The organism is Pseudoclavibacter sp. RFBJ3, from assembly GCF_002931375.1.
GTDB lineage: Bacteria > Actinomycetota > Actinomycetes > Actinomycetales > Microbacteriaceae > Pseudoclavibacter.
Window position 1 is genome coordinate 21804 of record NZ_PSXZ01000025.1, and the last position, 21849, is coordinate 43652.

23 protein-coding genes are annotated in these 21849 nt (G+C 67.4%); 6 read left to right on the forward strand and 17 right to left on the reverse strand.

Annotation, left to right across the window (positions count from 1 at the left end; all coding sequences use genetic code 11):
• Positions 1–12: 12 nt before the first annotated feature.
• Both C5E07_RS17625 and C5E07_RS17630 read right to left on the reverse strand, forming a co-directional pair.
• The gene (locus tag C5E07_RS17625; protein WP_104301166.1) at positions 13–1467 is read right to left on the reverse strand and encodes a family 1 glycosylhydrolase; all 1455 of its coding nucleotides are present in this window, start codon (positions 1465–1467) and stop codon (positions 13–15) included.
• A complete protein-coding gene (locus C5E07_RS17630) occupies positions 1454–3385 on the reverse strand; it encodes a glucose PTS transporter subunit IIA (RefSeq protein WP_104301300.1) in 1932 nt (643 codons plus the stop codon). The genes C5E07_RS17625 and C5E07_RS17630 overlap by 14 nt, the downstream gene beginning before the upstream one ends.
• A 262-nt stretch (positions 3386–3647) precedes the next feature.
• On the opposite strand from C5E07_RS17630, the gene C5E07_RS17635 reads away from it, so the two are divergent.
• Positions 3648–4835 carry an MFS transporter gene (locus C5E07_RS17635; RefSeq protein ID WP_181058152.1) on the forward strand — a complete coding sequence of 396 codons (1188 nt, stop codon included), beginning with the start codon at positions 3648–3650 and terminating at the stop codon, positions 4833–4835.
• Positions 4836–4871: 36 nt separating this feature from the next.
• Here C5E07_RS17635 and C5E07_RS17640 read toward each other — a convergent pair whose 3' ends face one another.
• Together C5E07_RS17640 and C5E07_RS17645 are read right to left on the reverse strand one after the other, a co-directional pair.
• Positions 4872–5675, reverse strand: a complete 804-nt coding sequence (locus C5E07_RS17640; RefSeq protein WP_104301170.1) for an alpha/beta fold hydrolase — start codon at positions 5673–5675, stop codon at positions 4872–4874.
• Complete coding sequence (locus C5E07_RS17645) at positions 5663–6289, reverse strand: TetR/AcrR family transcriptional regulator (protein ID WP_104301172.1); 627 nt, start codon at positions 6287–6289, stop codon at positions 5663–5665. Before C5E07_RS17645 ends, C5E07_RS17640 begins: the two co-directional genes overlap by 13 nt.
• A 184-nt stretch (positions 6290–6473) precedes the next feature.
• Between C5E07_RS17645 and C5E07_RS17650 the strand changes: the two genes are divergently transcribed.
• On the forward strand, positions 6474–7136 hold the full coding sequence (locus tag C5E07_RS17650; protein ID WP_219820035.1) for an NAD(P)H-binding protein: 663 nt from the start codon (positions 6474–6476) through the stop codon (positions 7134–7136).
• A 35-nt stretch (positions 7137–7171) separates the two neighbouring features.
• On the opposite strand, the gene C5E07_RS17655 is transcribed toward C5E07_RS17650, so the two are convergent.
• Together C5E07_RS17655 and C5E07_RS17660 are read right to left on the reverse strand one after the other, a co-directional pair.
• Positions 7172–8284: an acyl-CoA desaturase gene (locus C5E07_RS17655; protein ID WP_258064030.1), complete on the reverse strand. Its 1113-nt coding sequence runs from the start codon at positions 8282–8284 to the stop codon at positions 7172–7174.
• A 106-nt stretch (positions 8285–8390) separates the two neighbouring features.
• Positions 8391–8723, reverse strand: a complete 333-nt coding sequence (locus C5E07_RS17660; RefSeq protein WP_104301302.1) for a helix-turn-helix domain-containing protein — start codon at positions 8721–8723, stop codon at positions 8391–8393.
• Positions 8724–8787: 64 nt separating this feature from the next.
• On the opposite strand from C5E07_RS17660, the gene C5E07_RS17665 reads away from it, so the two are divergent.
• Positions 8788–9624 (forward strand): SDR family oxidoreductase, encoded by an 837-nt coding sequence (locus tag C5E07_RS17665; protein WP_104301178.1) that lies wholly within the window; start codon positions 8788–8790, stop codon positions 9622–9624.
• 97 nt (positions 9625–9721) lie between these two features.
• On the opposite strand, the gene C5E07_RS17670 is transcribed toward C5E07_RS17665, so the two are convergent.
• From C5E07_RS17670 to C5E07_RS17705, 8 genes are all read right to left on the reverse strand, one after another.
• Positions 9722–10273 (reverse strand): GNAT family N-acetyltransferase, encoded by a 552-nt coding sequence (locus C5E07_RS17670; protein WP_104301180.1) that lies wholly within the window; start codon positions 10271–10273, stop codon positions 9722–9724.
• 125 nt (positions 10274–10398) lie between these two features.
• Positions 10399–11301 carry an Abi family protein gene (locus C5E07_RS17675; RefSeq protein ID WP_258064031.1) on the reverse strand — a complete coding sequence of 301 codons (903 nt, stop codon included), beginning with the start codon at positions 11299–11301 and terminating at the stop codon, positions 10399–10401.
• A 219-nt stretch (positions 11302–11520) separates the two neighbouring features.
• Positions 11521–12024, reverse strand: a complete 504-nt coding sequence (locus C5E07_RS17680) for a hypothetical protein (RefSeq protein ID WP_104301182.1) — start codon at positions 12022–12024, stop codon at positions 11521–11523.
• A gap of 85 nt (positions 12025–12109) precedes the next feature.
• Complete coding sequence (locus C5E07_RS17685; RefSeq protein ID WP_104301184.1) at positions 12110–12649, reverse strand: hypothetical protein; 540 nt, start codon at positions 12647–12649, stop codon at positions 12110–12112.
• The gene (locus C5E07_RS17690; RefSeq protein WP_104301186.1) at positions 12646–13038 is read right to left on the reverse strand and encodes a PadR family transcriptional regulator; all 393 of its coding nucleotides are present in this window, start codon (positions 13036–13038) and stop codon (positions 12646–12648) included. The genes C5E07_RS17685 and C5E07_RS17690 overlap by 4 nt, the downstream gene beginning before the upstream one ends.
• A gap of 95 nt (positions 13039–13133) precedes the next feature.
• A complete protein-coding gene (locus C5E07_RS17695) occupies positions 13134–13772 on the reverse strand; it encodes an ABC-2 transporter permease (protein ID WP_181058154.1) in 639 nt (212 codons plus the stop codon).
• Positions 13769–14617, reverse strand: coding sequence for an ABC transporter ATP-binding protein (locus tag C5E07_RS17700; RefSeq protein ID WP_181058156.1), 849 nt, complete (start codon positions 14615–14617; stop codon positions 13769–13771). Before C5E07_RS17700 ends, C5E07_RS17695 begins: the two co-directional genes overlap by 4 nt.
• Positions 14610–14957, reverse strand: a complete 348-nt coding sequence (locus C5E07_RS17705) for a GntR family transcriptional regulator (protein WP_258064032.1) — start codon at positions 14955–14957, stop codon at positions 14610–14612. Before C5E07_RS17705 ends, C5E07_RS17700 begins: the two co-directional genes overlap by 8 nt.
• 184 nt (positions 14958–15141) lie before the next feature.
• On the opposite strand from C5E07_RS17705, the gene C5E07_RS17710 reads away from it, so the two are divergent.
• Both C5E07_RS17710 and C5E07_RS17715 read left to right on the forward strand, forming a co-directional pair.
• Positions 15142–16059 carry a MerR family transcriptional regulator gene (locus tag C5E07_RS17710; RefSeq protein ID WP_104301192.1) on the forward strand — a complete coding sequence of 306 codons (918 nt, stop codon included), beginning with the start codon at positions 15142–15144 and terminating at the stop codon, positions 16057–16059.
• Between the two features lie 256 nt (positions 16060–16315).
• Positions 16316–16510 carry a hypothetical protein gene (locus C5E07_RS17715; protein WP_104301194.1) on the forward strand — a complete coding sequence of 65 codons (195 nt, stop codon included), beginning with the start codon at positions 16316–16318 and terminating at the stop codon, positions 16508–16510.
• Between the two features lie 29 nt (positions 16511–16539).
• Here the strand turns inward: C5E07_RS17715 and C5E07_RS17720 are convergent, their stop codons facing one another.
• A complete protein-coding gene (locus C5E07_RS17720; protein ID WP_181058158.1) occupies positions 16540–18225 on the reverse strand; it encodes an amidohydrolase in 1686 nt (561 codons plus the stop codon).
• Positions 18226–18375: 150 nt separating this feature from the next.
• Between C5E07_RS17720 and C5E07_RS17725 the strand changes: the two genes are divergently transcribed.
• Positions 18376–19779 carry an APC family permease gene (locus C5E07_RS17725; RefSeq protein WP_181058160.1) on the forward strand — a complete coding sequence of 468 codons (1404 nt, stop codon included), beginning with the start codon at positions 18376–18378 and terminating at the stop codon, positions 19777–19779.
• A gap of 24 nt (positions 19780–19803) precedes the next feature.
• Here the strand turns inward: C5E07_RS17725 and C5E07_RS17730 are convergent, their stop codons facing one another.
• A complete protein-coding gene (locus C5E07_RS17730) occupies positions 19804–20388 on the reverse strand; it encodes a TetR/AcrR family transcriptional regulator (RefSeq protein ID WP_104301200.1) in 585 nt (194 codons plus the stop codon).
• A 166-nt stretch (positions 20389–20554) separates the two neighbouring features.
• Entirely contained in the window at positions 20555–21844 is a 1290-nt protein-coding gene (locus C5E07_RS17735) for a dihydrolipoamide acetyltransferase family protein (RefSeq protein ID WP_104301202.1), read from the reverse strand.
• Positions 21845–21849: the final 5 nt, after the last annotated feature.

Consider the following 21849-nt stretch of genomic DNA (forward strand, 5'->3'; position numbering starts at 1 on the left):
GAGGGGAGGGGGTTAGCTGAGGTCTGCGCCGTTGGACTCGATGACCTGGCGGTACCAGTGGAACGAGTCCTTGCGTCGGCGCTCCAGTGTGCCATTCCCGAGGTCGTCGAGGTCGACGTGGATGAACCCGTACCGCTTGCTCATCTGCGATGTCGACGAGCTGACGAGGTCGATGGGCCCCCAGCTGGTGTAGCCGAGCAGGTCGACGCCCTCGTCCACGGCCTGGATCATCTGCTCGAAGTGCGCTCGGAAGTACTCGACGCGGTAGTCGTCGCGGATCCGTCCGTCCTCGTCGACCGTGTCGCGCATCCCGAGCCCGTTCTCCACGATGAAGAGGGGCTTGCGGTAGCGGTCGTACAGGTCGAGGAGGGAGATGCGCAGCCCGATCGGGTCGATCTGCCAGCCCCACTCGGACGAGCCGAGGTAGGGGTTCTTGACGCCGAGGACCGTGTTGCCCGGCGTGCGCTCGGCGTCGGGGTCGACGGATTCGGTCATCGACATGTAGTAGCTGAACGACACGAAGTCGGCCGTGTGCTGGCGAAGGAGCTCCACGTCGCCGTCCTCGAACGGCACGGTGACGCCCATCTCCTCGAGCTGGCGGAGCACGATCGGCGAGTACGACCCGCCGGCCTGCACATCCGAGCACATGTAGAGGAGGCGTTCCTTCGCGCGCGTCGCGGCGACGTCGTTCGGGTGGCAGGTGCGCGGGTAGGTCGTGAGCATGGTGATCATGCAGCCCATCTGCGCGTCCGGGTGCAGCTCTCGCAGCATGCGGGTGACGGATGCGCCGGCGATGAACTGGTGGTGGAGGGCCGTGTAGCAGGCCTGCGTGATCGAGGTCCCCGTGACGGTCTCCTCGATGATGCCGCCCGAGGTGAACGGGTGGCGTTCCATGCCGTCGATCTCGTTGAACGAGATCCACCGCTTCACGATGTGCCCGAACCGTTCGAAGCAGGTGCGGGCGAAACGCTCGAAGAGGCCGATCGTGGCCCGGTCGAGCCAGCCGTTGCGGGTGACCGCGAGCTCGAGGGGCGCGTCGAAGTGCGACAGCGTCACGAGGGGCTGGATGCCGTGGCTCTGCATCTCCTCGAACAGGTCGAGGTAGTAGGCGATGCCGTCCTCGTTGGGCTCGAGCTCCTCGCCGGTCGGGTAGAGCCGCGACCAGAGGATCGACACCCGCAGCACGCTGAAGCCCATCTCGGCGAACAGGGCGAGGTCTTCCTTGTAGCGGTGCACGAAGTCGATGGCGCGCCGCTTCGGGAAGTACGTGGGGTCCGGGTCGCGCTTGGCCTCGGCGATGCTCTCGAGGGTGACGGCGTGCAGCGCGGCGAAGTCGTCGTTGTTGGCGTTCGGGTGCCGGCGGAGCACGTCGGTGACGACCCAGCCGCGGCCATCCTCGCCCCAGCCGCCTTCGGCTTGGTTCGCGGCGATTGCGCCACCCCAGAGGAAGTGATCAGACAGTGCCATGTGCGGTCTCCTTGATGTTGGTGAGTGAGATGAGGGATGCACCCCGGTTGACGTGCTGGCCGGTGTCGAACTGCGCGTCGCCCCCGGCCGTGTTGACGACGACGATGGGGGTGATCGTGTCGAGGCCGGCCGCGGCGATGGCGTCGAGGTCCGCGTCGATGACGGGCTGGCCCGCCTCGACCCGGTCGCCCTGCGCGACGTGCGTCGTGAAGGGGGCGCCTTCGAGGACGACGGTGTCCATGCCGACGTGCACGAGCACCTCGACGCCGTCGTCAGTGCGGATGCCGATCGCGTGCTGCGAGTCGAGGAGGGACGTGACGGTGCCCGACACGGGGGCGACCACGCGTCCATCCGTGGGGCGGATCGCGACGCCGTCACCGAGCACACCCGTCGAGAAGACCCCGTCGCCGAGTGAGGCGAGCTCGACGACCTCACCCTGCATGGGGGAGACGATCGTGAGCGCGCGAGGCTGTGCCGAGCCCGCTGCGGCATCCGCCCCCGCGTCCGCGCTCGCATCCGCGTGCTCGTCGGTCTTGCCGAGCACGCGCAGGGTGCCGGAGTCGGAGTCCTTCCAGAGCACGACGCCGACGATGAACGACACAGCCGCGCCGATCACGAGGCCGATGAGGGCGTGGATGAGGTTCCACGGGTCGAGGGCGTCGATGAACATGGAGAAGCTCGCGAGGCCGGGGCTGACGATCGCGAAGGTGTCGACGAGCGTGATGCCGAGGTACGCGCCCGAGGTGATGGCGCCGGCGAGCACCGCGATGAGTGCGCGTCGGTTCTGGAGGGTGACGCCGTAGAGGGCCGGCTCGGTAACGCCGAACAGCGCCGAGAAGCCTGCGGAGACGGCCGTGGCGCGGAGCACCTGGTTGCGGGTGCGGACAGCGACGGCGAAGCTCGCGCCGGCTTCGGCGATGTTGTGCGCCAGGGAGGCGGTCAGGTAGAAGCTCTCCTTGCCGTACGTGGCCATCGTCGTGATCGTCGGCGGCAGGAGCGGCTTGTGCATGCCGACCGAGATGAGGAACGGCAGGATGGCGGCGAGGAGCGCGACGGCAATCCACCCGAAGGTGTTGTGGAAGTTGAAGAGCAGGCCTGCGAAGAGGTCGCCGATCTCGAAGCCGAACGGACCGATGAGGAACACCGTGGCGGGCGCGACCACGAGGTAGCACATGAGGGGCACGTAGAAGGTGCGGATGGGCGGCCACGAGAACTTCGTGAAGAAGCGCTCTGCACCCCAGAGGAGCAGCACGGCGAGGATCGCGGGGAACACCTGCGCGTTGTAGTTGACGACGGGCACGGGGATCCCGAAGAGCGCCGCGCCGCCATCCTGGCTCACGAGGCTCGTGAACCCGGGGAAGAGGAGCAGCGCGACGGAGCCGAGGGCCACCGGCCGGTTCACGTCGAGCTTCTTCGCGGTGGTGTAGGCGACAAGCAGCGGCAGGAACGCGAACACGGCGTCGGGGACGGCGGCGATGAGCGCGTACGAGTCGCTCTCCCGGTCGATCCAGCCGAGCGCGGCCGCGAGGACGAGGAGCGACTTGAAGATTCCCGCGCCCGCGATGGCGGGGATGATGGGCACGAAGACGCTGACGACGAAGTCCAGCACCTTGGAGCCGACCCGCTTCACGGTCCACGGGGTCCGGGGCTTCTCGGTCGCGGCGGCGGTCGGTGACCCGGAGCGGAGCTTCTCGACCGCTCGGTAGTACTCGAGAACTCGTCCTCCCACGATGACCTGCGTCTGGGGTCCGCGGACCACGCCGAGCACGCCGGGGATGGACTTGAGTGCCGCCTCGTCGACGGGGCTGTCGTCGCTGAGGGTAAACCTCAGGCGGGTCGAGCAGTGCTGCAGGGCAGACACATTGCTGCTCCCGCCGACGTGCTCGAGGATCTCTGCCGCCTCTGAGCTGATGTTCATGTTGTGCTCCTCCATTGGAACTCGGGGGACAGCTTCCGGGCAACAAAAAAGGACCCGACCGTAGCTCTGTAGAGCAACAATCGGATCCTGCCTGCATGACCAGTCACATGTCCGTTGCATGAACCTACACGGATCCTGGGGCGGTGTCCACCGGCAGTTCGGAGGTACACTCGGGCTCAGCAGGGTGTGCGCGTGGCACCCGCGCGCCAGGTGACCTTCGGGGCCTTCGCGATCCGATCGGTGAGCGATATCTGGAGTCCCCTTGACGAACATCCGCCCCAGGGAGCGTGCGCTGGCTGCGTTCGCGGCCATCGCCTTCGGCTTCGTGATCGCCGGCGCCAACAGCATCAACCCGCTGCTGCCCATGCTCCGGGTCGAGGTGCCCCTGAGCCCGCTCGGTGTGTCGCTGACGTTCGTGGTCTACGTGTCAGCAGCGGTTGCCACCCTCCTGGTCGTCGGATTCTCCCGGCTGCGAGTGACACCCGGTTCGGCCGTGGTCGCGGCCCTGCTCATCGCGGCGCTCGCGAACCTGCTCCTCGCGTCATCGAACGAGGTGCAGCTGCTCGTCGGGCGGGCGGCGACCGGGGTCGCGGTCGGGCTCGCGACCGGCGGTGCGGCCGGTCTGGTGGTGGATGCGCTCAAAGGGCGTGGGCGGGGGCTGGCCGCGACGGGGAACCTCGTCGGCGCTGTCGTCGGCACCGCGATCGCCCAGGGGGTTGCGGCGCTCGAGACCGTCGCCGGGGCGATGTCCATGTACGTTGCTGGCGCCGCGATAGCGCTCCTGCTCGCACTGGCCCTTGTCCTGTTGCTTCCCCGGAGCGTGCCACGGGCTGCGCGCAAGCGCGGAGTCGGGGCTCCGACCTCCCGTCGGCTGACGCGCGCCGACGTCCGGACGATCGCGCGCGCCGCGGTGGTCTGGACGGGGCTCAGCGCTGGCGTCGTCTACGCGCCGACGGTGTTCTCCGATGCCGCGATGCCGCTGGCGCAGTTCGGCGGCAGCGTCACCATGCTGGTTGCTGCGGCCGTCGCTCAGCTCGCGAGCGTGCCGCTCGGTCGGCTGCTCCCCGCAGCCAGCGGTCACCTCGCGTTCGCCGTCGGCTGTGCGCTCGCGGTCACGTCGGTGCTGCTCTCGAACAACCCGCTCGCGTTGCTCGCGATGGCGCTGCTCGGTGCGGGAGGGGCTGTGGCCTACCGGACGTCGCTGGTGCATCTGACGCGCGGAGCGGCCGCGAGCCAGCAGAGCTCGCTCGCGTCGAAGTTCGCCGTCGCCACCTACGCCGCATCCGCGTCGACGGTGCTGGCGATCGGAGTCCTCGGGAGCGTGGTGCGGACCGAGGTCGTACTCGCGGTGTTCGCGACGCTGCTGAGCCTCGCGGCCCTCTGCATGCATCTGGGCGCGCCCCGGTTCAGGGACCTCGCCGAGGGACCCACCGGCAACGGAGCGCTCTGAGTCCTGGCGACGTCGGCCGCCGCGCGCCCGGTGTGTTCAGTGCTCGCTGGCGACGACGAGGGAGCGGATCGCGCTGACGAACGCGGCGGGTGCTTCGATCGGGAGGAGGTGTCCGCTTCCGACGACGGGGTGCAGGCTGACGCGGCTGAAGTGATCGTCGAGCCGGTCGGCCCACTCGATCGGGAACAGGGGATCCTCCGTCGGCCAGAGCATGACGGTCGGGGTCTCGATCGGTGGCAATTCGCCCGCGTACCCGCGATTCGCGAGGTACCACTGGATGCTCGCGGCGAACGCTCCCGGCCGGGAGTAGGCCGCGATGAGCTCCTCGCGCTGCGGGTGACGCTGGGGTGCGGCGGCTCCGCTCCAGGTGCGCCAGAGGTAGTCGAGGTAGCTGGTGACCGCGTCGGGTCTGCCATCGATCAGCTCGGCAGCGATCGGCTCGCGCTGGAAGTGCTGGTACCAGAATGTCGGTGCGAGGGACGGCGCCGTCGCTCGGTCGCCGATACCCGGATACGCGGGGGTGAGGACGGCCCCGTCGAACCGCGACGGGTCGAGGCGAAGCGCCGCCTGAGCGATTCGGCTGCCGATGTCGTAGCCGGCGATGATGGTGCGGCCGCCGCTGGCAGGGTCCGCAAGCCCATCGAGGAGACGGCGGGCGTGCGCTTCCGCAGTGGCCTCAGCGAGCGGGAGCTCGCCCGCGAACGCTGCTCCGAATCCGCGGAGGTCGGGCACGAGCGTCGTCGCGGGCTGGAGGGCGTCTCGCACCGCGTCGTAGTCCGACGGGAGTCCCGGCCACCCATGGACGAGGATCACGCGGTCGTCGGCGCTCAGCTCCGACATCCGCTGTCCTTCTTCGTCGCCAGTCCGATCAGCTGGGCGTACGTCGCGATCGCCTCGGCCTCCGTGATCGCCCCCTTGAGGGTCGAGGCCGACAGGGACTCGCCCGCGCCGACAAGGGCGATGCAGAGGAGGTGGAGTTCCGGTTCTGGCATGACGACGTGCGGCCGAAGGATCGCCTCGAACATCTGGACGCCCGTCTCCTCGAGCTCGCGGTAGATGCTGGCACGTTCTTCGTTGCCCGTCATCGCAGCCCCGACGGCGAAGAACTCGCTGCTGGCATCCGTCGCGCACCGGATGTACGTCTCGGAGAGGGCGTCGATCGTGGGCTCGTGGGCGAGGCCGTCCTGGGCCATCCCCTCTTGGAACGCCCGCTTCCGCTCCGCGTCGATCCACCGGTACAGGGCGGTCAGCAGCGACGAGCGCGACTCGAAGTGATCGTAGACGACGGGCTTCGACACGCCCCCGTGCTCGGCGAGGGTGCCCAGCGTCAGGGCGTCTACCCCGTCCTGCCGCACGATGGCCAGCGCCTTCTCCAGCAGATCCTGGTGGCGAGCGTCCCAGGGGAGGCGACGCTTCCGTGGTTCCTCGGGGGGTGGTGCTGCTTGGGCCGTCATTAAGCTACCTTCAGTAGGTTACTGTTGCTACAGAAAGTAGCTTATCGAGTTGCGGTGCCAACAGGCGGCGTCCAACTCGCGGATGAGAGGAACCGCCATCACTTCGCAGCCCGTCCACTCAACTCTTCATGCCGACAGTGATGCCGAGGTCGATGGGACGTCGAAGTCAGCGCCGAAGCGGGCGGTGCCTCCTCGCGTCTTCATCTTCGGCATCTCAGGCAGGGTCGGCCGGCTGCTCGCGGCCCGCCTCCAAGGTCAGGGCGTGCCCGTTTCCGGTCTCGTTCGGACGCGGCGGCAGGCCGCAGCGCTCGAGCGGGCCGAGGTGTCGCCGCTGCTCGGGGACCTCGGAGCCTCCACCACAGACGAGCTCGGGGCGATGATCCGGGACTGCGATGTCGTCGTGTACGCCGCTGGCTCGAACGCTGGCCCCCAGCGCGTGACGGACGATATCGACCTCGCCGCCCTCGGTCGCGTGGCGGAGGCGGTCGAGCGCGTCCGAGGGGTGCGACTCATTCTGCTCTCCGTGCTTCCAGAAGCGTGGCGTGAACGAGCGCTGAGCGACGACGAGGAACACTACTTCGCGGTCAAGAAGCGGGCAGAGGTGAGCCTGACCCGACAGGATGTCGATTGGGTGATCCTCCGCCCATCGCTCTTGACGGATGACGCTGGAGCCGGGGAAGTCTCCCTCGGGCCCGCAGAGGAGCACGGCGAGATACCCCGCGAGGATGTGGCCGCAGTCCTCGAGGCGCTGGTGCTCGAGCCGTCCATCAGGCGGCAGATCCTGGAGTTGAACGAGGGGCAGACGCCGGTCGTAGACGCCGTTCGCGGGTTCGCGCGCGAGCTCTGAGCTCTGGGCTCATCGAGGCAAGTGGGCGTGGTCGCCTAGCGGCGCCGGAAGTCGCCGGCGACGGGGCAGTCGAACGGGTCGCGCGCCTGGAGGCCCACCCTGTTGAGGTACTCGATCACGATGCGGTACGACTCCAGGAGCGAGGTCTCCGCGTACGGCACGTCCTGCTCGTCGCAGTAGGCGCGCACGATCTCGCGAGCACGGGCGAGGTGCGGCCTCGGCATGCTCGGGAAGAGGTGGTGCTCGATCTGGTAGTTGAGTCCGCCCATGAGCGCACTGGCCCACCAGCCGCCCCGCACGTTGCGCGAGGTGAGGACCTGCCTGCTGAAGAAGTCGAGCTTCACGTCGGCGGGGATGAGCGGCATGCCCTTGTGGTTGGGCGCGAACGACGCCCCCATGTAGACCCCGAACACGGCCATCTGCACGGCGACGAACGCGACCGCGAGGCCAAGCGGGAGCATCCAGAAGATCGCGCCGAGGTAGATCGCGAAGCGGACCGCGATCATCGTCAGCTCCACCCACCGACCCGTGATCTTCTCCCTGGCGAAGAGCGACTTGATGGACCGGAAGTGGAGGTTGTAGCCCTCGAAGGTCAGCAGCGGGAAGAAGAGGTACCCCTGCTTGCGGGTGATCAGTGCCAGCAGACCCCGTTGCTCGCTCGCCGACTCCTCCGTGAAGGAGATCGTGTCGAAGTCGATGTCGGGATCCTTCCCCTTCTTGTTGGGGTTGGCGTGATGACGCGTGTGCTTCGTCATCCACCAGCTGTAGCTCATCCCGACGATGCCGGCCGCGAGGAAACGACCGAGCCGGTCGTTCGCCCTGCCCGAGGTCAGGACCTGGCGGTGGGAGGCTTCGTGAGCGAGGAACGCGAACTGCGTGAAGATGACCCCGAGTGCCGCCGCGATGAGCAGCTGGAACCAGCTGTCCCCGAGCAGGATGAACCCAGTGATCGCGGCGGCAAGCGCGACGAGAAGACCTGCTGCGAGGGCGCCGTAGAACCCGAGCGTGCGATCGAGGAGTCCCTCCCCACGGATCGCCTTCGAGACTGCGCCATAGCTCTGCGTGATCCGGGGAGTCTTCTCTCCCTTGGTCGTCCGGCGAACCGCGCCGTAGCTGCTTGGGGTGAGTTTTGACTCGGGCGACTGCACGGCCGGCTCCTTGCTCGGTCGGCACGAGGCATCAGGCGAACCTCGTGACATGGCTAGCAATTCCGAGCAAGGATTTTAGTAGAACGGTGATGGCGGAGCTAACCGGTCACTCCGCGTTGGCGACTTCAGGCACGGACAAGGCCCACGCGTTCATGGCGTCGAGGACCGTCCGCAGCTGCTTACCGACCTCGGTCAGCTCGTAGACGACCCTCGGCGGGATCTCCGGGTAGGACGTCCGTGTGACGAGCCCGTTGGCCTCGAAGCGCCGCAGCCGGTTCGTGAGCGTGTGCGCACTGATGCCGGGGAGGCGGTCCTTGATCTCGGTGAACCGGAGGGGGCCGTGGAGCAGTTCCCGCACGATCAAGGTGGCCCATGGCCCCTCGAGGAGTACGAGGAATCGGGCGACACCGCACTCGGGGAGATCGTCGCATCTTGGCATGAGTTTGAGCATATCCCTTTAGTGCAGTTGACGTAACCGATGCATCCTGTGCACTAATGGGCGTATGACCTACTTGATTCATGGCGCCACTGGTGCCCAGGGCGCCCCCGTCATCGCAGCCCTCGCCCAGGCCGACCTCGATGTCACCGCCGCGGTTCGCACACCGAGCTCCTATGCCGGCCCGGGAACGGCAGTTGCCGTCGACTTCACCGACGCCGCCTCGCTGACCGACGCGTATCGCAGAGTTCAGGGGATCTTCGTCCACCTGCCGATCGGATCGCCGGCCGACCAGCTGTCCGCAGCGAACGCGGTCGCCGACGCCGCCGAGGCGTCGACTCCGGCCCGAGTCGTGGTCTCCACGAGCGGGTACACGCTGGAGGACCCAGAGAGCGCGCTCGCCGTGCTGGTGCGCAGGCTCGAGGAAGCCGAGATCTCGACCGCCATCGTGCAGCCCCGCCTCTACCTCGAGAACCTCCTGCTGCCGTTCGTCGTCGAGTCGGTGCAGGAGCGTGGCGTTCTCAGCTACCCCATCCGTGCGGACTATGCGGTCTCTTGGAGCTCCCACCTCGACGTCGCTGACGTCGTCGTCGGACTGCTGCAGGACGATGCGATCACCGGAATCGTCGGCGTCGGCGCCCTCCCCGGTCTGCTCGGCGACGATCTGGCGCAGAGTTTCGCAGCGCACCTTGGTCGTCCGGTCAGCTTCGAGAGTCGTGATCCGGATGCGTTCGGAGAGGACCTCAGGCGTGTCATCGGTCCCGGTGCTGCGCCCGTCGTCGAGTCCTACAAGTGGCGAGCCACGCAGCCCCACGAGGTCATCGAGGAGGCGACGAGCGCGCAGCGGCGCCTCGGCATCACGCCTCGCTCCGTCACAGAGTGGCTGGGGCAGCTGGGCGTCTAGTCCAGGCGTCGCCTCCAGGTCGGGCGGCTGGCCCAGCGTATCCGTCGCTGAGGCCAGCCGCCCCAGGTCCTTCTCGGTCAGCGCTTCTTCGGCATGACTAAGACAGGGGCTTTGTGTGTCGGAGTTCGACGAGCGCGCGTGCGCTGCCCTCATCCGCGATCTTGCTGGCTCCGTCCGCACGCCAGCCCTGTCGCTCGTAGAAGCCGATCGCCCGGTCGTTGCCCGTCAGCACCCACACGTAGGCGTCCGAGTGGCCGGCCGTGCGGAGTTCTTGTTCGGCGCGACGGATGAGCGCGGCGCCGACCCCCGTCGACCAGTGGTCTGGATGCACGTACAGGCCACCGAGCTCCCCTCGGTGCCCATCGTCGGGGTCTCTCCCAGGCCCGAACGCGGCCCAGCCGACGATGCGTTCCCCGTCCTCGGCGACGAGCAGCCGATGCGGGCGCACGGCGTCGAGGTCCGTCGCATCGCCGCGCAGGGAGGCGGCGATCCACCGTGTCCAGCCGGCGGTGCGCTGCTCGACGCTCAGGGCGGCCAGCACCTCCGAGGGGATGAGGCCCGCGTAGGCCGCTCGCCACGAGTCGACGTGCACGATGGCGACTGCCCGCGCATCAGCTTCGGTCGCCCAACGCAGAGTGCCGCCTGTCATGCGATCACGCTATCGCTGATCGGGTCACCGGTTCCGAGGGGACGCTCTGCGAGCGTGCTCGGCGAGATAGGTGTGGCCCACCCAGGAAATCCTGCGCAAACGACCCACTGCGGACGGCGCGCTTCTCAGGCCCTCCAGACGCCGACATCGCGCCAATCGCCGGGAAACCCCATCTCACTGACATCCCGCCCGGGCAGCGCCGCGAACCCGCGCTCGACTTCCGACGCGACCTTGAGTGCCCAATTCGAGTCGGGCGCGGCAGCTGTCAAGATCTGCGCGATGACCGCGAGCGCTCCGTAGAGATCTTCGCTCTGTCCAGGAGGAAGGCTCTCCAACTCTTCGATGGTCCTCATCGCCCCTGTCGCAGCCGGGACGAGGGAGCGGTTCCAAAGGCGTCCATGATGGGCAGAGATATTGCGAACGACCGTCAGCTGCTCGAGCCACCGGGCGAACGGATGATGCTTGACGGCTTTGCCGCGTTGCCTGTGCGATAACCGGTCGAGTCGGAGACGAATACCCATGCCTTCAGCCACATCGAACTGGTCTGTTGCGCGCATTCCGTCGTAGAGCATCGATACGTCCGAGAAGTCGAGGACGTCGACGAGCACCCAGATCGGAATCACCCCAGCGTGATTCTGCATGTGATGGTTGATGAACATCGATCTGCGGGCCGTCCGCTTCACCCGTTCGTGCGTCTTGTCGACCCACGACGAGTGGTTGAAGGCATCCCGAAACAGGGACTTGTCCTCGTAGGACAAAGGGCCGTAGCGCCCGAGGACGTAGCTGACCTGACTGCGGAGCGCTACTTCGACCCGCTCGAGCCCGACGTGTACAAGAGAGCGAAGTTTGCGGTCAAGCTCGTACAGTGCCGCAACCTCTGAGAACTTGGTCCCCGGTTGGAACTGATCGGATCGTGAGGGCGCGCCCTCAGTGGTTGTCTCGAATCGACGCGACGTGTACCAGTACCCGCTCAACCGGTAGTAGTTCATCGACTTCAGCCACTGCTCGGGGTTGCCGTCGAGCTCCATGCCCCGGCTCTCGAGGAGCTGAGCCTGCTCTCCGATCGTGAGGTACTTCTTCGGTGAAGGTGACACTCTCGGCATCCTCTCGGACAAAAAAATCCAGCCCACACCGGTGGACCGGGCGGGCTGAACGATTGCACCTAACTTAGCAGGGTTCGGCAGGGAGGCGTTAGCGCCCAGATACGCGAGACCCGTGGGTTCCGAATCGTCTCGGTGGCGGGATGCTCAGCGCAGCACTCCGCAGGCGGTGACCACGCGAAGCAGGACCTGTCCTTCGGTTCCAGCTGGGTAGTTCAGGAGGTACGACCCGGTCTCGTCTTCGATCAAGGTGTGCGAGCCAGTCGCAGGCCATGTGGAGCCGTCGGCATACTCGACCGTCTCACTCGCGGTGCCCGTGGAGGTCACGGCGTCGCCATACTCCTCTTGGAGTTTCGTGACGGTGTTCACGAGGTCGGTGGACGAGAACGTCGTCGCCCACACCCAACGACCGATTCTGGGTTCCTCGCCGGCGCAGGCTGAGACGTTGGGATCGGCTTCGATGAGCCCCGTTGCTTCCGGGAACTCCGCGACCATCCCCTCGGCCACCTCCACCGATGCGTCGCGTACCTCGTTGAGGGAGAGCTTGAACTTCGGCGGCTCCGGTTCCGTGGGCGCAGTGGGCGAGCATCCAACGAGTGCTGCGAGCACGAGGGGGACGAGCAGCACTGGAGTGAATCGACGGAGGCGCATACCGGCATTCTCCTCCAGAGTTCGGATCATCGGTCATCGGCAGAGCTGTCGAGCTGGGCCAGATCGGGCCGGGTGCGCGTCGGACCTAGTGCTGGCCGGGCAGCGCCCAGCGGCGGCGGAGGTAGTCGGCGACGAAGATGTTGCCGAGGAGCGGCAGCACAGCGAAGATGATCACGCCGGCGACCCACGCGTCTGTCCCGCGGAACGCGAAGAGGCCGATTGTGGAGACGGCGATCACGGCGACGGACGCGAGGATGCCGTTCCTGCGCACTCGCGACGACCAGTGCTGGCTCGCGCCGACCATGATGAGTCCGGCCACCCAGCCGAGCACCGGCACCAGGTACCAGCCGGCGATGAGGACGATGGACATGATGATCGGGTACGCGCGGCTCGGCCCGGTCCCTTCGGGCGAGGGCGTCTCCGCCATGGCGTCGGCTGCGATCGTGCTCGGTGCCCCGAGCTCTCGGATGCGGACTCGAGTCTCGTCGGCATCGAGGCCGCGGAGCGTGTCCGCGATGTCGTTGAGCACCTCGTCTCGGACCTGGGGTGCCCCATCGCGAAGCGCTGCTTGGAGCTCCTTCAGGTAGCTGCCTGCGATTTCGTTCTGCGATTCGAAAGGCTTCATCGGTCTCCTGCTTCCGTCTGGTCGCGTGAGCGGATGCTGTCGCTCGCGGTCGTGGTGGTGGTCGTTCGTGATTGCGTGACTTCCTCCACGGCGGAGGCGAACGGCGCCCACTGGGACCTGAACTGCTCCAACTCGGCGTGTCCCTGACTGGTGATGGCGTAGTACTTCCGGGGTCGCGCAGAGTCGGAGTCGTCGGCGTGCGCGGCGATCAGCTCGCGGTCGCGCAGTCGAGTCATCAACGGGTAGAGCGTTCCGATGCTGCCGATGAGCCCGAGGGAGACCAGTCGTTCTGAGATCAGCCACCCGTACATGGGCCCCTGTTGGAGGAGCCCGAGGACGCAGTACTCGACGACGCCCTTGCGGAGTTGCGCACCGACTGAGGTTGTCATGCATTGCACTTTACTTTGTAATGCAAGGTATTGCAATGCATGCTGTTCGATGCGGGTCGCCAGGAGTGCGGGAGTGGCGGAGTGCAGGAATGCGGTCAGCGCAGCTCGCGCGCCCGGTAGAAGCGTGCAGCGAGACCGGTGCCCACGGTGATGCCGATGATGCCGATGGCGGCGCACGCCGCGACGATGCCCTCGAGGGGCAGGGCCGAGAACGTGTCGTCGCCGAGGACGCCGGCGGCCTGGCCCACCCAGGCTCCGCCCGCGATGACGATCACCGGGGCGTAGACCATGAAGCGTCCACGGGTGTAGCCGACGCGGAAGAGCACAGGCAGCTGCACGCCGACCGCCAGGCCGATGATCGCGAACGCCGCCGCGTAGTTCACGAGGAGCAGCTCGGGCGCGAGCTCGCGGTTGCGGACCCACGCCATGACGAAGGTCACTGCTGTCGCTACGGCCACCGCGGCGAGGCCGTAGAGAAGCACCGAGATCGCGCGCCCGACGACAACTGCGCCCCGCGAGATCGGGAGCACTCCGTAGAGCGTGTCGAGTCGATCGCGTTCGTCTCCCAGGAACGGGGCGGACAGGATCAGGGATGTGACGAGGGCGGATGCGGCGATCGCCATCCCCGGTAGCGGGAGCACGATGCCGACCAGGGCGATGAACGCGAGCAGCAGCAGCGTCTGCTTCTTGACGGCCCAGGACATCAGGTCGAAGCGAGTGAATGCGAGCGTCATGCCGTTGCCTCCTCGTGTGCGGCAGCCAGGTGGATGATGATGTCGTCGATGGTCGCCTCGTCGATCACGACCTCGGGCCCGTACTGGGGGGAGTCGTCGACGCGGATGAGTGCGGACCATCCCTGGCCGGTGTGCTGGGGGCCGAGTGCGCTCGCGGGCACGGTGCCTGTGCCGCGCGCGATGGCGTAGCTCTCCCTGACGTCGGGGAGTGGGCCTCGGCGCGCGATGCGCCCGCCCACGAGCACGATGAGGTCATCGGCGAGCTCGTCGAGGTCGGTTGTGATGTGCGTCGAGAACAGCACCGCGTGCCGCGCGTCCACCATGAACTCGCGGATCACGTCCGTGATCTCCCGGCGCGATGCCGGATCGAGTCCGCTCGAGGGTTCGTCCAGGATGAGGAGCTCCGGCTGCTGCGCGAGGGCGCAGGAGAGCGCGAGCTTCACGCCCTGGCCGCGGGAGAGCTCACCGACTCGCCGCTTCTCGGGGATGCTGAACCGGTCGAGCAGCTGCGCGAAGCGAGCGTGGTCCCACTTCGGGTAGAACGGGGCGAGCCTTCGGCCGAGCGACGTCACGCGCCAGTCCTCGGCGGCTGTCGGCCGGTCGAGGACGATGCCCGTCTTCGCGAGAGCCGTGCTCGCTCCAGCTGGGCCGCCGAAGACCTCGATGCGGCCCGCGTCGGGGGTGATCAGGCCCAAGAGAGAGCGGATGATCGTGGTCTTCCCGGCGCCGTTCGGGCCGACGAGTCCAACCACGGAACCGCGCGGGATGCTGAATGAGATGTCCTCGACCGTGAAGTCGGGTCGAGTGATGCGCAGGTCTGAGATCTGCGCTGCGTCGTCAGTCATTGTTCCTCCAAGCCTCATCAAGGCGTCGGTGCATTTCGTCGATGTCGATGTGGGCGCTTCGAGCTGCGATGAGCAGCTCGTGCAGTGTGGCGGCGACTCGCTCCTCCAGGGCTCCGGAGGCGATCGTGGGGTCGACCTCCAGCACGACGAATCCGCGGCCGTGCTCGTTGCGGACCAGGCCCTCGTGGACGAGGTCGTTGTACGCGCGAGTCACGGTGATGACGCTCACTCGGAGGTCTGCCGCCAACTGGCGCAATGACGGCAACGTCTCGCCTGCCGCGGCATCTCCGGACAGGATCGCCGACCGTACCTGCGTCTTGATCTGTTCGTAGATGGGCAACGAGGCGCTCGTTGAAATCAGTACTTTCCGCATGCGAACTCCACTGTACATAAACACCATAACACCAGAACAGTTCTCATTCTAGACCCCGCCGTCTCCGGCTCGGATCGACGGCGGACTTGCACCTTCCGCAGCGTCATGTGGTGCAGTGGATGCATCCAGCCACCCCCGAGGAAGGCCCCACATGCTGTCGTCGTTCATCCCGCCCCGCCAGGTCACGATCGGCGGAGCCGCCGAATTCGTCGGGACCACGCCCCGCGCGATTCGCCACTACCACCAGCTGGGGCTGATCCCGGAGCCGGCGCGGGGGAGCGACGACCGCCGCCGCTACGGCTACGACGAGATGATCCAGCTGCTGTGGATCCGTCGGATGGCCGACGCCGGCATCGCGCTCGACGACATCCGCGATGCCTTCGCGGACGCGGACGTGGCCGACTCGGTCGGCAGCGGCGGCGATGTCGCGCGCATCCTCGAGCGGCTGGAGGAGTCCCTCGTCGCGCGGCAGGCCGAACTCGAGCGGCAGCGGACGGCGGTGCAGCGCATGCGCGCGCAGGGCAGCAGGTTGGGTTTGCTCTCCGATGTCGTGAGCGACCGCCTGGCAGAGCTGCCAGAGGGGGCCCTGCGGCAGGACGACCTGGACACCCTCCTCGTGACCGAGCGGATCTTCGGCGCACTCGGTGCTTCCGTCCAGGCATCCCGGTTCATCGCCCTGGCCACCCACCCGGAGCTGCGGGAGGAGGCCGACCGCATCGACGCCGCCGAGGAGGCGCTGGACGATACCGTCGCCGTCGACGACCCCCGCGTGGCTGAGGTGGCCGCTGAACGGGCCGCCTTCGAGGCCACCCTCAACGGGGTCATCGAGAGCTCCGGCCTCGCGCAGGCCGACAACGACCGCTTCGACGCCTGGGAGGAATCACATCCTGCTCCTGCTCCTGCCGATGACGACGAGGGCGCCGAGGATGCCGCCGAACATGCCGAAGACACCCGTGCGGCGCGCGGGACGAGCCTCGCCGAGGCCGTCCAGATGATGCCGTACGACTTCTCGCCCGCGCGCTGGCGCAGCATGGAACTCGCCCAGGAACTGGCGCTCGAGCTCTACTGACCCACCACGACGCGAGTCATCGTCGCGCATCCTGCCTTTGCGGAGGTCGCGGTGCGGTGAGGTGTCTGAGAGCTGAAACGGGAAGAAGGCCATGAGCACTCCGCGCACTCCGCGCACACCGAAGTTCGACGCCCGGTGGTGGGCGCCGCTTGTACTGGTCTCGGCCCTCGGCGGGGTTCTGGTCTGGCTCGATCAGGGCTGAGCCGGACACACATCACGACCACACCCAACCGCGCTTCAACCAAAGGAACACTGCATGCGACTTCTCGGAACGATTCTTCTTGCCATCGGATTCATCGCGCTCGCCTCGGCGGTCCTCATCACCGACCCGACCGCACTCGACGCGAACATCGGTGCCGGGATCCTCCAGATGGCGGGGTTCGTCGCCGGAGGCGCAGGTCTCGCCGTTCTCCTCATCACTCTGCTCGTTCCGAAGCGCACATCTCGCTGAGGACTTCGCGGACGGAGACCGCCGTCGGTCTAGGTGAGCGAGCCGAAGGCCAGCTCTCCTTCGAACAGGACCGCCGACGGGCTCACCTGGCCGAGCTGGTCGAGCTCCACGTCGAAGAGGTCCCTGTCGAGGACGACGAGGTTCGCATCCTTCCCGACCTCGAGGGACCCGACTCTGTCATCGATCCGGAGCTGTCGAGCCGCCTCGATGGTGTGCCCGCGCAGGAGCGCGGTGACCTCGAAGCGCGATTCGCGGCTCGGCCGGACGCTCCCCGGGTAGCGGTCGGGATCGAGGGGCAGCTCGGGGTCGACCCGCGTCGCGGCCACCTGCATGCCGAAGAACGGGTTTCCCCGGTGGAGCTCGAAGTTCGTCACGACGTCGCTCGCGAAGGTCATCGAGGCGCCGGCCTGCAGGACGCCCCGGAAGTCGTACATCCGATTCCATCGCTCGTCCCCGAGGTAGCTCTTCGCTTCTTCACCGAAGTACCCCGCCGACCAGTGGTTCGTCCAGTTCACGATGATGCCGAGCTCGGCCGGCCGGTGCATGTCGGCCGGGTCGATGAGCTCGCAGTGCGCGAACGTCACCTGCGTCCGCCAGGCACCGCCCGTCCCGGCGAGCGACTCCTTGGCGGCCGCGACGGCATCGCATCCAGCCCGGAAGGCGCGGTCGCCGACCATGTGGATGTGCACGTCGATCTCCGCCTCGTTCGCCAGCAGCAGGCAGCTCACGAGCTCGTCGGTCTCGATCTGCATCTCGCCGAGGCTGCCGGAGTCGTCGTGAACCAGCGGAGCGAGGACCGCGCTGTTCCCGCTCTCGTTCGTGCCGTCGAGGAAGAGCTTGAGCGTTCGCACGCGGATGTGATCCGTGCCGTGCTCGCGGTCGAGGCGCTGGGCTCGCTCGATCGCGTTGGGGAGGTCAGCGAGGGTCCGGAACCGAACGGCGCCTTCGTACCTGGTGTGCAGCTCCCCGCGTCGGTGGAGCTCGTGGAGCGCGGGGAGTACGTCCTCGTCCTCGATGAGCGCCTCGAAGAGGGACGTGACGCCGTGCCGGGTCATGAACTCGAAGAACGGCTTCAGGCTCTCGGCGGTCAGCTCCTCTGGTGGGCGCCACCCGATGGAGTCGTACAGGCGGTCGATGAAGCGGAGGTGCGCGAACTCGAGGATGTGCCCCGTCGGCACGCCGTGTGCGTCACGGACGAACATCTCGAGGCCAGGCACGGGGTCTGGCGTGTGCTCGTCGACCTCGAGCAGCTCGAGCATCTTCGAGTTGACCCAGTGTGCGTGGTCGCTGAAGTCCTGGCAGAGCACGGGGCGGTCGCTGATCGCCGAGTCGAGGAGCTCCTTCGTCGGGGCGCTTCCCGCGAACAGCGTGCTCGGGTAGTACTCGAAGAACAGGTAGGGCGCCTCCTCCTTGGGGTGCCGCTCGCCGTGTTCGCGGATGAAGGCGAGGATCGCGTCCACGTCGTCCGTCTGCGGGAGGGAGACGTGCCAGGCGCTCTTCGCGACGCCGCTGGGATGCGTGTGGGCGTCGATCAGGCCGGGCAGCACGAGTCGTCCGCCCAGGTCGTAGCTGGGAAGCCCCTCCGCTGGGAAGGGCAGCGAGTCCTCCTCCCTGAGCATCTGCGCGATCCGGCCGTCACGGATGACGGCTCCGCTCGCCCACGGAGCGGCCTCGTCGGCGGTGAAGAATCTGCCGTTCGTCAGGATCAGGTCCACGATGAGCGCTCCTTGCGGGTAGAGACGTAACAACTTGGAAATGCAGTCTGGCATAAATTAGCAATGTTGGTAATCTATTCGCCAGAGGGCACGCTTCGTGCCCCACTCCACGCGACAGTGCAGTCGACGGAGACCCCCAGAGGAGCACCCGTGAGTCAAGCCACCCAGTTCGTTCGATCACTCAAGCTGCGTCACCTCCTGGCGTTCGGGCTTGCCTACCTCGCCCCGACGGCCATCTTCAACTTCTACGGCATCGCCACCGAGCTCAGCGGGGGCATGATGGCCCTCGCGTACCTCGTGACGCTGGTCGTCATGTTCTTCACCGCGTACTCGTATGCGCAGATGGTGAAGGCCTTCCCGGTCGCCGGGTCCGCGTATACCTACGTGCAGAAGAGCGTGCATCCCTACCTCGGCTTCGCGACCGGCTGGGTGTTCCTGCTCGACTACATGCTGCTCCCGATGATCTGCTACCTGCTGTTCGGGATCTACATGGAGGAGTACGTTCCCGCCATTCCGACCGCCATCTGGGTGCTGCTCGCGGCCGGCTTCGGCGCGGTCATGAACATCCTCGGAGCACGGGTCTCCGGGCGGCTCAACATCGCCGTCGTCTCCGCGCAGATCATCTTCGCGGTCGTACTCATCGGCTTGATCACGAGCTACGTCCTGCAGGGCGGCGGAGCCGGTGGCCTCTTCGTGCCGGAGGCCATCTACAACCCCGAGACGTTCAACTTCGGGAATGTGATGTGGGCGGCTTCGATCCTCGCCGTCTCCTTCCTCGGCTTCGACGCCGTCTCCACGCTCGCCGAGGAGACCCACGAGCCGACCGTCACGATCCCTCGAGCGATCCTGATCATGTGCATCGGCGCGGGCCTCGGCTTCGCGACGATCGCCTACTTCCTGCAGATCGCCTGGCCCACCGGGTACGCGGAGTTTGAGGATCCGGATACCGGCATCTTCGAGCTCCTGCCCCGGATCGGGGGAGAAGCACTGAACATCACGTTCTTCGTCGCCGATCAGGCCGCGAGCATCCTCTGCGCGATGGCGGCCGTCGCCGCCGTCTCCCGCGTGCTCTACGGCATGGGGCGCGACGGTCTGCTCCCGAAGCGGTTCTTCGGCAAGCTCTCGCCGCGATTCGGAACCCCGGTCAACAACATCGTGCTCGTCTCCGTCGCGGCGCTCGGTGCCGTGTTCTTCACCGACAACCTCCTCGGCGCGACCTCGCTCACGAGCTTCGGCGCCATCACCGGCTTCATCATGGTCAACATCGCCGTGATCAACCACTACTTCGTTCGCCAGCACCGGCGTTCGGGGATGGATGTGGTGCGCTACCTCGTCCTCCCGCTGATCGGCGTCGCCACCAATGTCGCCCTCTGGGTGAGCATCGATTCCTCAGCGAAGATGCTCGGCATCACCTGGCTGATCATCGGGGTGATCTACCTCGGCTTCCTGACGAAGGGCTTCCGCCGTCTGCCCGCGCAGATCCGATCGGAGGACGAGGTCGGCGACGACGAGAGCACCCGCAGTCTCGAGGTGCCGAGCGCCGATCGCAGCTGAGCCACGATCGGGCGGCGGCGGCGCTCAGGCAGCCGCCGCCGCTTGGATCATCGACGCCGCCAGGTCGCGAAGCGGACTGGTCTGCGCGTCCGGGAACTGGAGAACGCTCATGCTCGAGGACCCGATGGTGAGGCACAGCATGGCGTAGCCGAGCGCCTCGCTCCGTGCGACGTCCATGTCCCGGTGCGTCGCCCTGATCGCCGCGGCGACCTCGGTGACCACGGTCGCGTAGCTGTCGAGCAGGCGCCGCCTGACCTGCTCGTCGTGCTGGGACCAGGCCAGGAATGCATCGAAGACGGCATCGTCTGGACTCGCTTCGACACCGGTGCCGAAGAGGAAGTCGAGCACCCCCTCGAGCCCCTGGCCGGAGCGCGCGGCCTGCACCCGTTCGTGCATCTCCTGCGCGTACGGGTCCATTGTCGAGTTCCAGACGAGCTGGATGAGCTCGTCGCGGTTGCCGACGTAGTGACGGATGTGCGCCCGGCTCAGCTGAGCTTCGGAAGCGATGCGCTCCTGGGTCGCGCCCTCGACTCCGTACTTCCCGATGACTCGCTTCGCGGCCGCGACGATCTGCGGGCGCCGCTCATGCACAAGACTCGGTCGGCCCATGTGGTCCCTCCTTCAGCTTCCCACCTGGAGTGGGCGTCGCCCGGGCTCTCCGGTTTCGAGCGACGGTCCCACCACAGTACGAGATCGCCGCCCGGGAAGCCGGACCGCCAACACCGGGTCGGGGTCGCGGGGGTGCGACCGTCCCCGCGACCGCGATTCCAGTCGCTCAGGCGATGATGTGCATGGGGCGTTCGAGGAGCCCCGTCAGCGTGGCGAGGAACTCCGCGGCAAGGGCTCCGTCGATGATGCGGTGGTCGGCGGAGAGGGTGTATCGCAGGCGGTGACGCACCTCGACTGCCCCGTTGACGGCGACGGGTTCTGGCCTCGCCGCGCCGACCGCGAGGATCGCCCCCTCCGGCGGGTTGATGATGGCGGTGAACTGCTCGACGCCGTACATGCCGAGGTTGCTGATGGTGAACGTGCCGCCCGCCATGTCCGAGGCTCCGAGCTTGCGTTCCTTCGCGAGTCCGGCCAGTCGCCGAGACTCGCGCGCGATCTGCGACGCCGGCCTCAGGTCTGCGTCGTCGATCACCGGCACGACGAGCCCGGTCGGGGAGGCGATGGCGATGCCGATGTTGACGCGCCCGTGGAGCAGGGTCTCTCCGCGGCCCTCCGGGGAGTAGGAGGCGTTGACTCCCGGATGCTCGCGAAGCGCGATGGCGCAGGCGCGCACGAGGAGATCGTTGACGCTGATCTTGGGGCGCCCCGTCGATTCGAGGCTGCCGTTCAGCTCGGCGCGGAGCGCCATGAGGGCCTCGACGTCGGCCGCAGCCGTGACGAAGAAGTGCGGCACCGTGCTGCTGCTCTCGCTGAGGCGTCGAGCGATCACTTCGCGGGTCTTGTCGAACGGGACGACCGTTGGCTGTCGCGCATCAGGAGTGTTGGTGGTGTTGGTGTTGGTGCTGGTGCTGGTGCTGGTGCCACCGGTGGTCTGGCCCGCCGTCGCGCGCGACGTGCACCGAGCGGGCGACGCGATGGCCGTGTCCTCGGGGGAGGCCTGACGTGCGCGTGCATCCTCGATATCGGCGCGGACGATCCGGCCGCCGGGGCCGGATCCCAGGACGCCCGACAGGTCGATCTCGTGCTCGCGGGCGAGTCGGCGCGCGAGCGGCGTCGCGAATAGCCGCTGTCCTGCTGCGTCCTGGGAGTCGGCCTGTGAAGCGACCTCCCGAGCGGCCTCCGAAGCCTGAGCGTCCGCGCTCGCGGCTGGTGCGTCGTCGTTGCCGTCGTCGAGGCGCGCGATGACCGTGCCGATGGTCGCCACCTCGCCTTCGGCGACCAGGATGTCGCGCAGGACGCCGGCGTCGTAGGCCTCGTACTCCATGGTGGCCTTGTCGGTCTCGACCTCGACGAGCAGGTCGCCAACGGCGACGGCATCGCCTGGTCGCTTGTGCCACGCGGCGATGGCGCCCTCCTGCATGGTGTCGGAGAGGCGGGGCATGAGGATATCGATCATGGGGT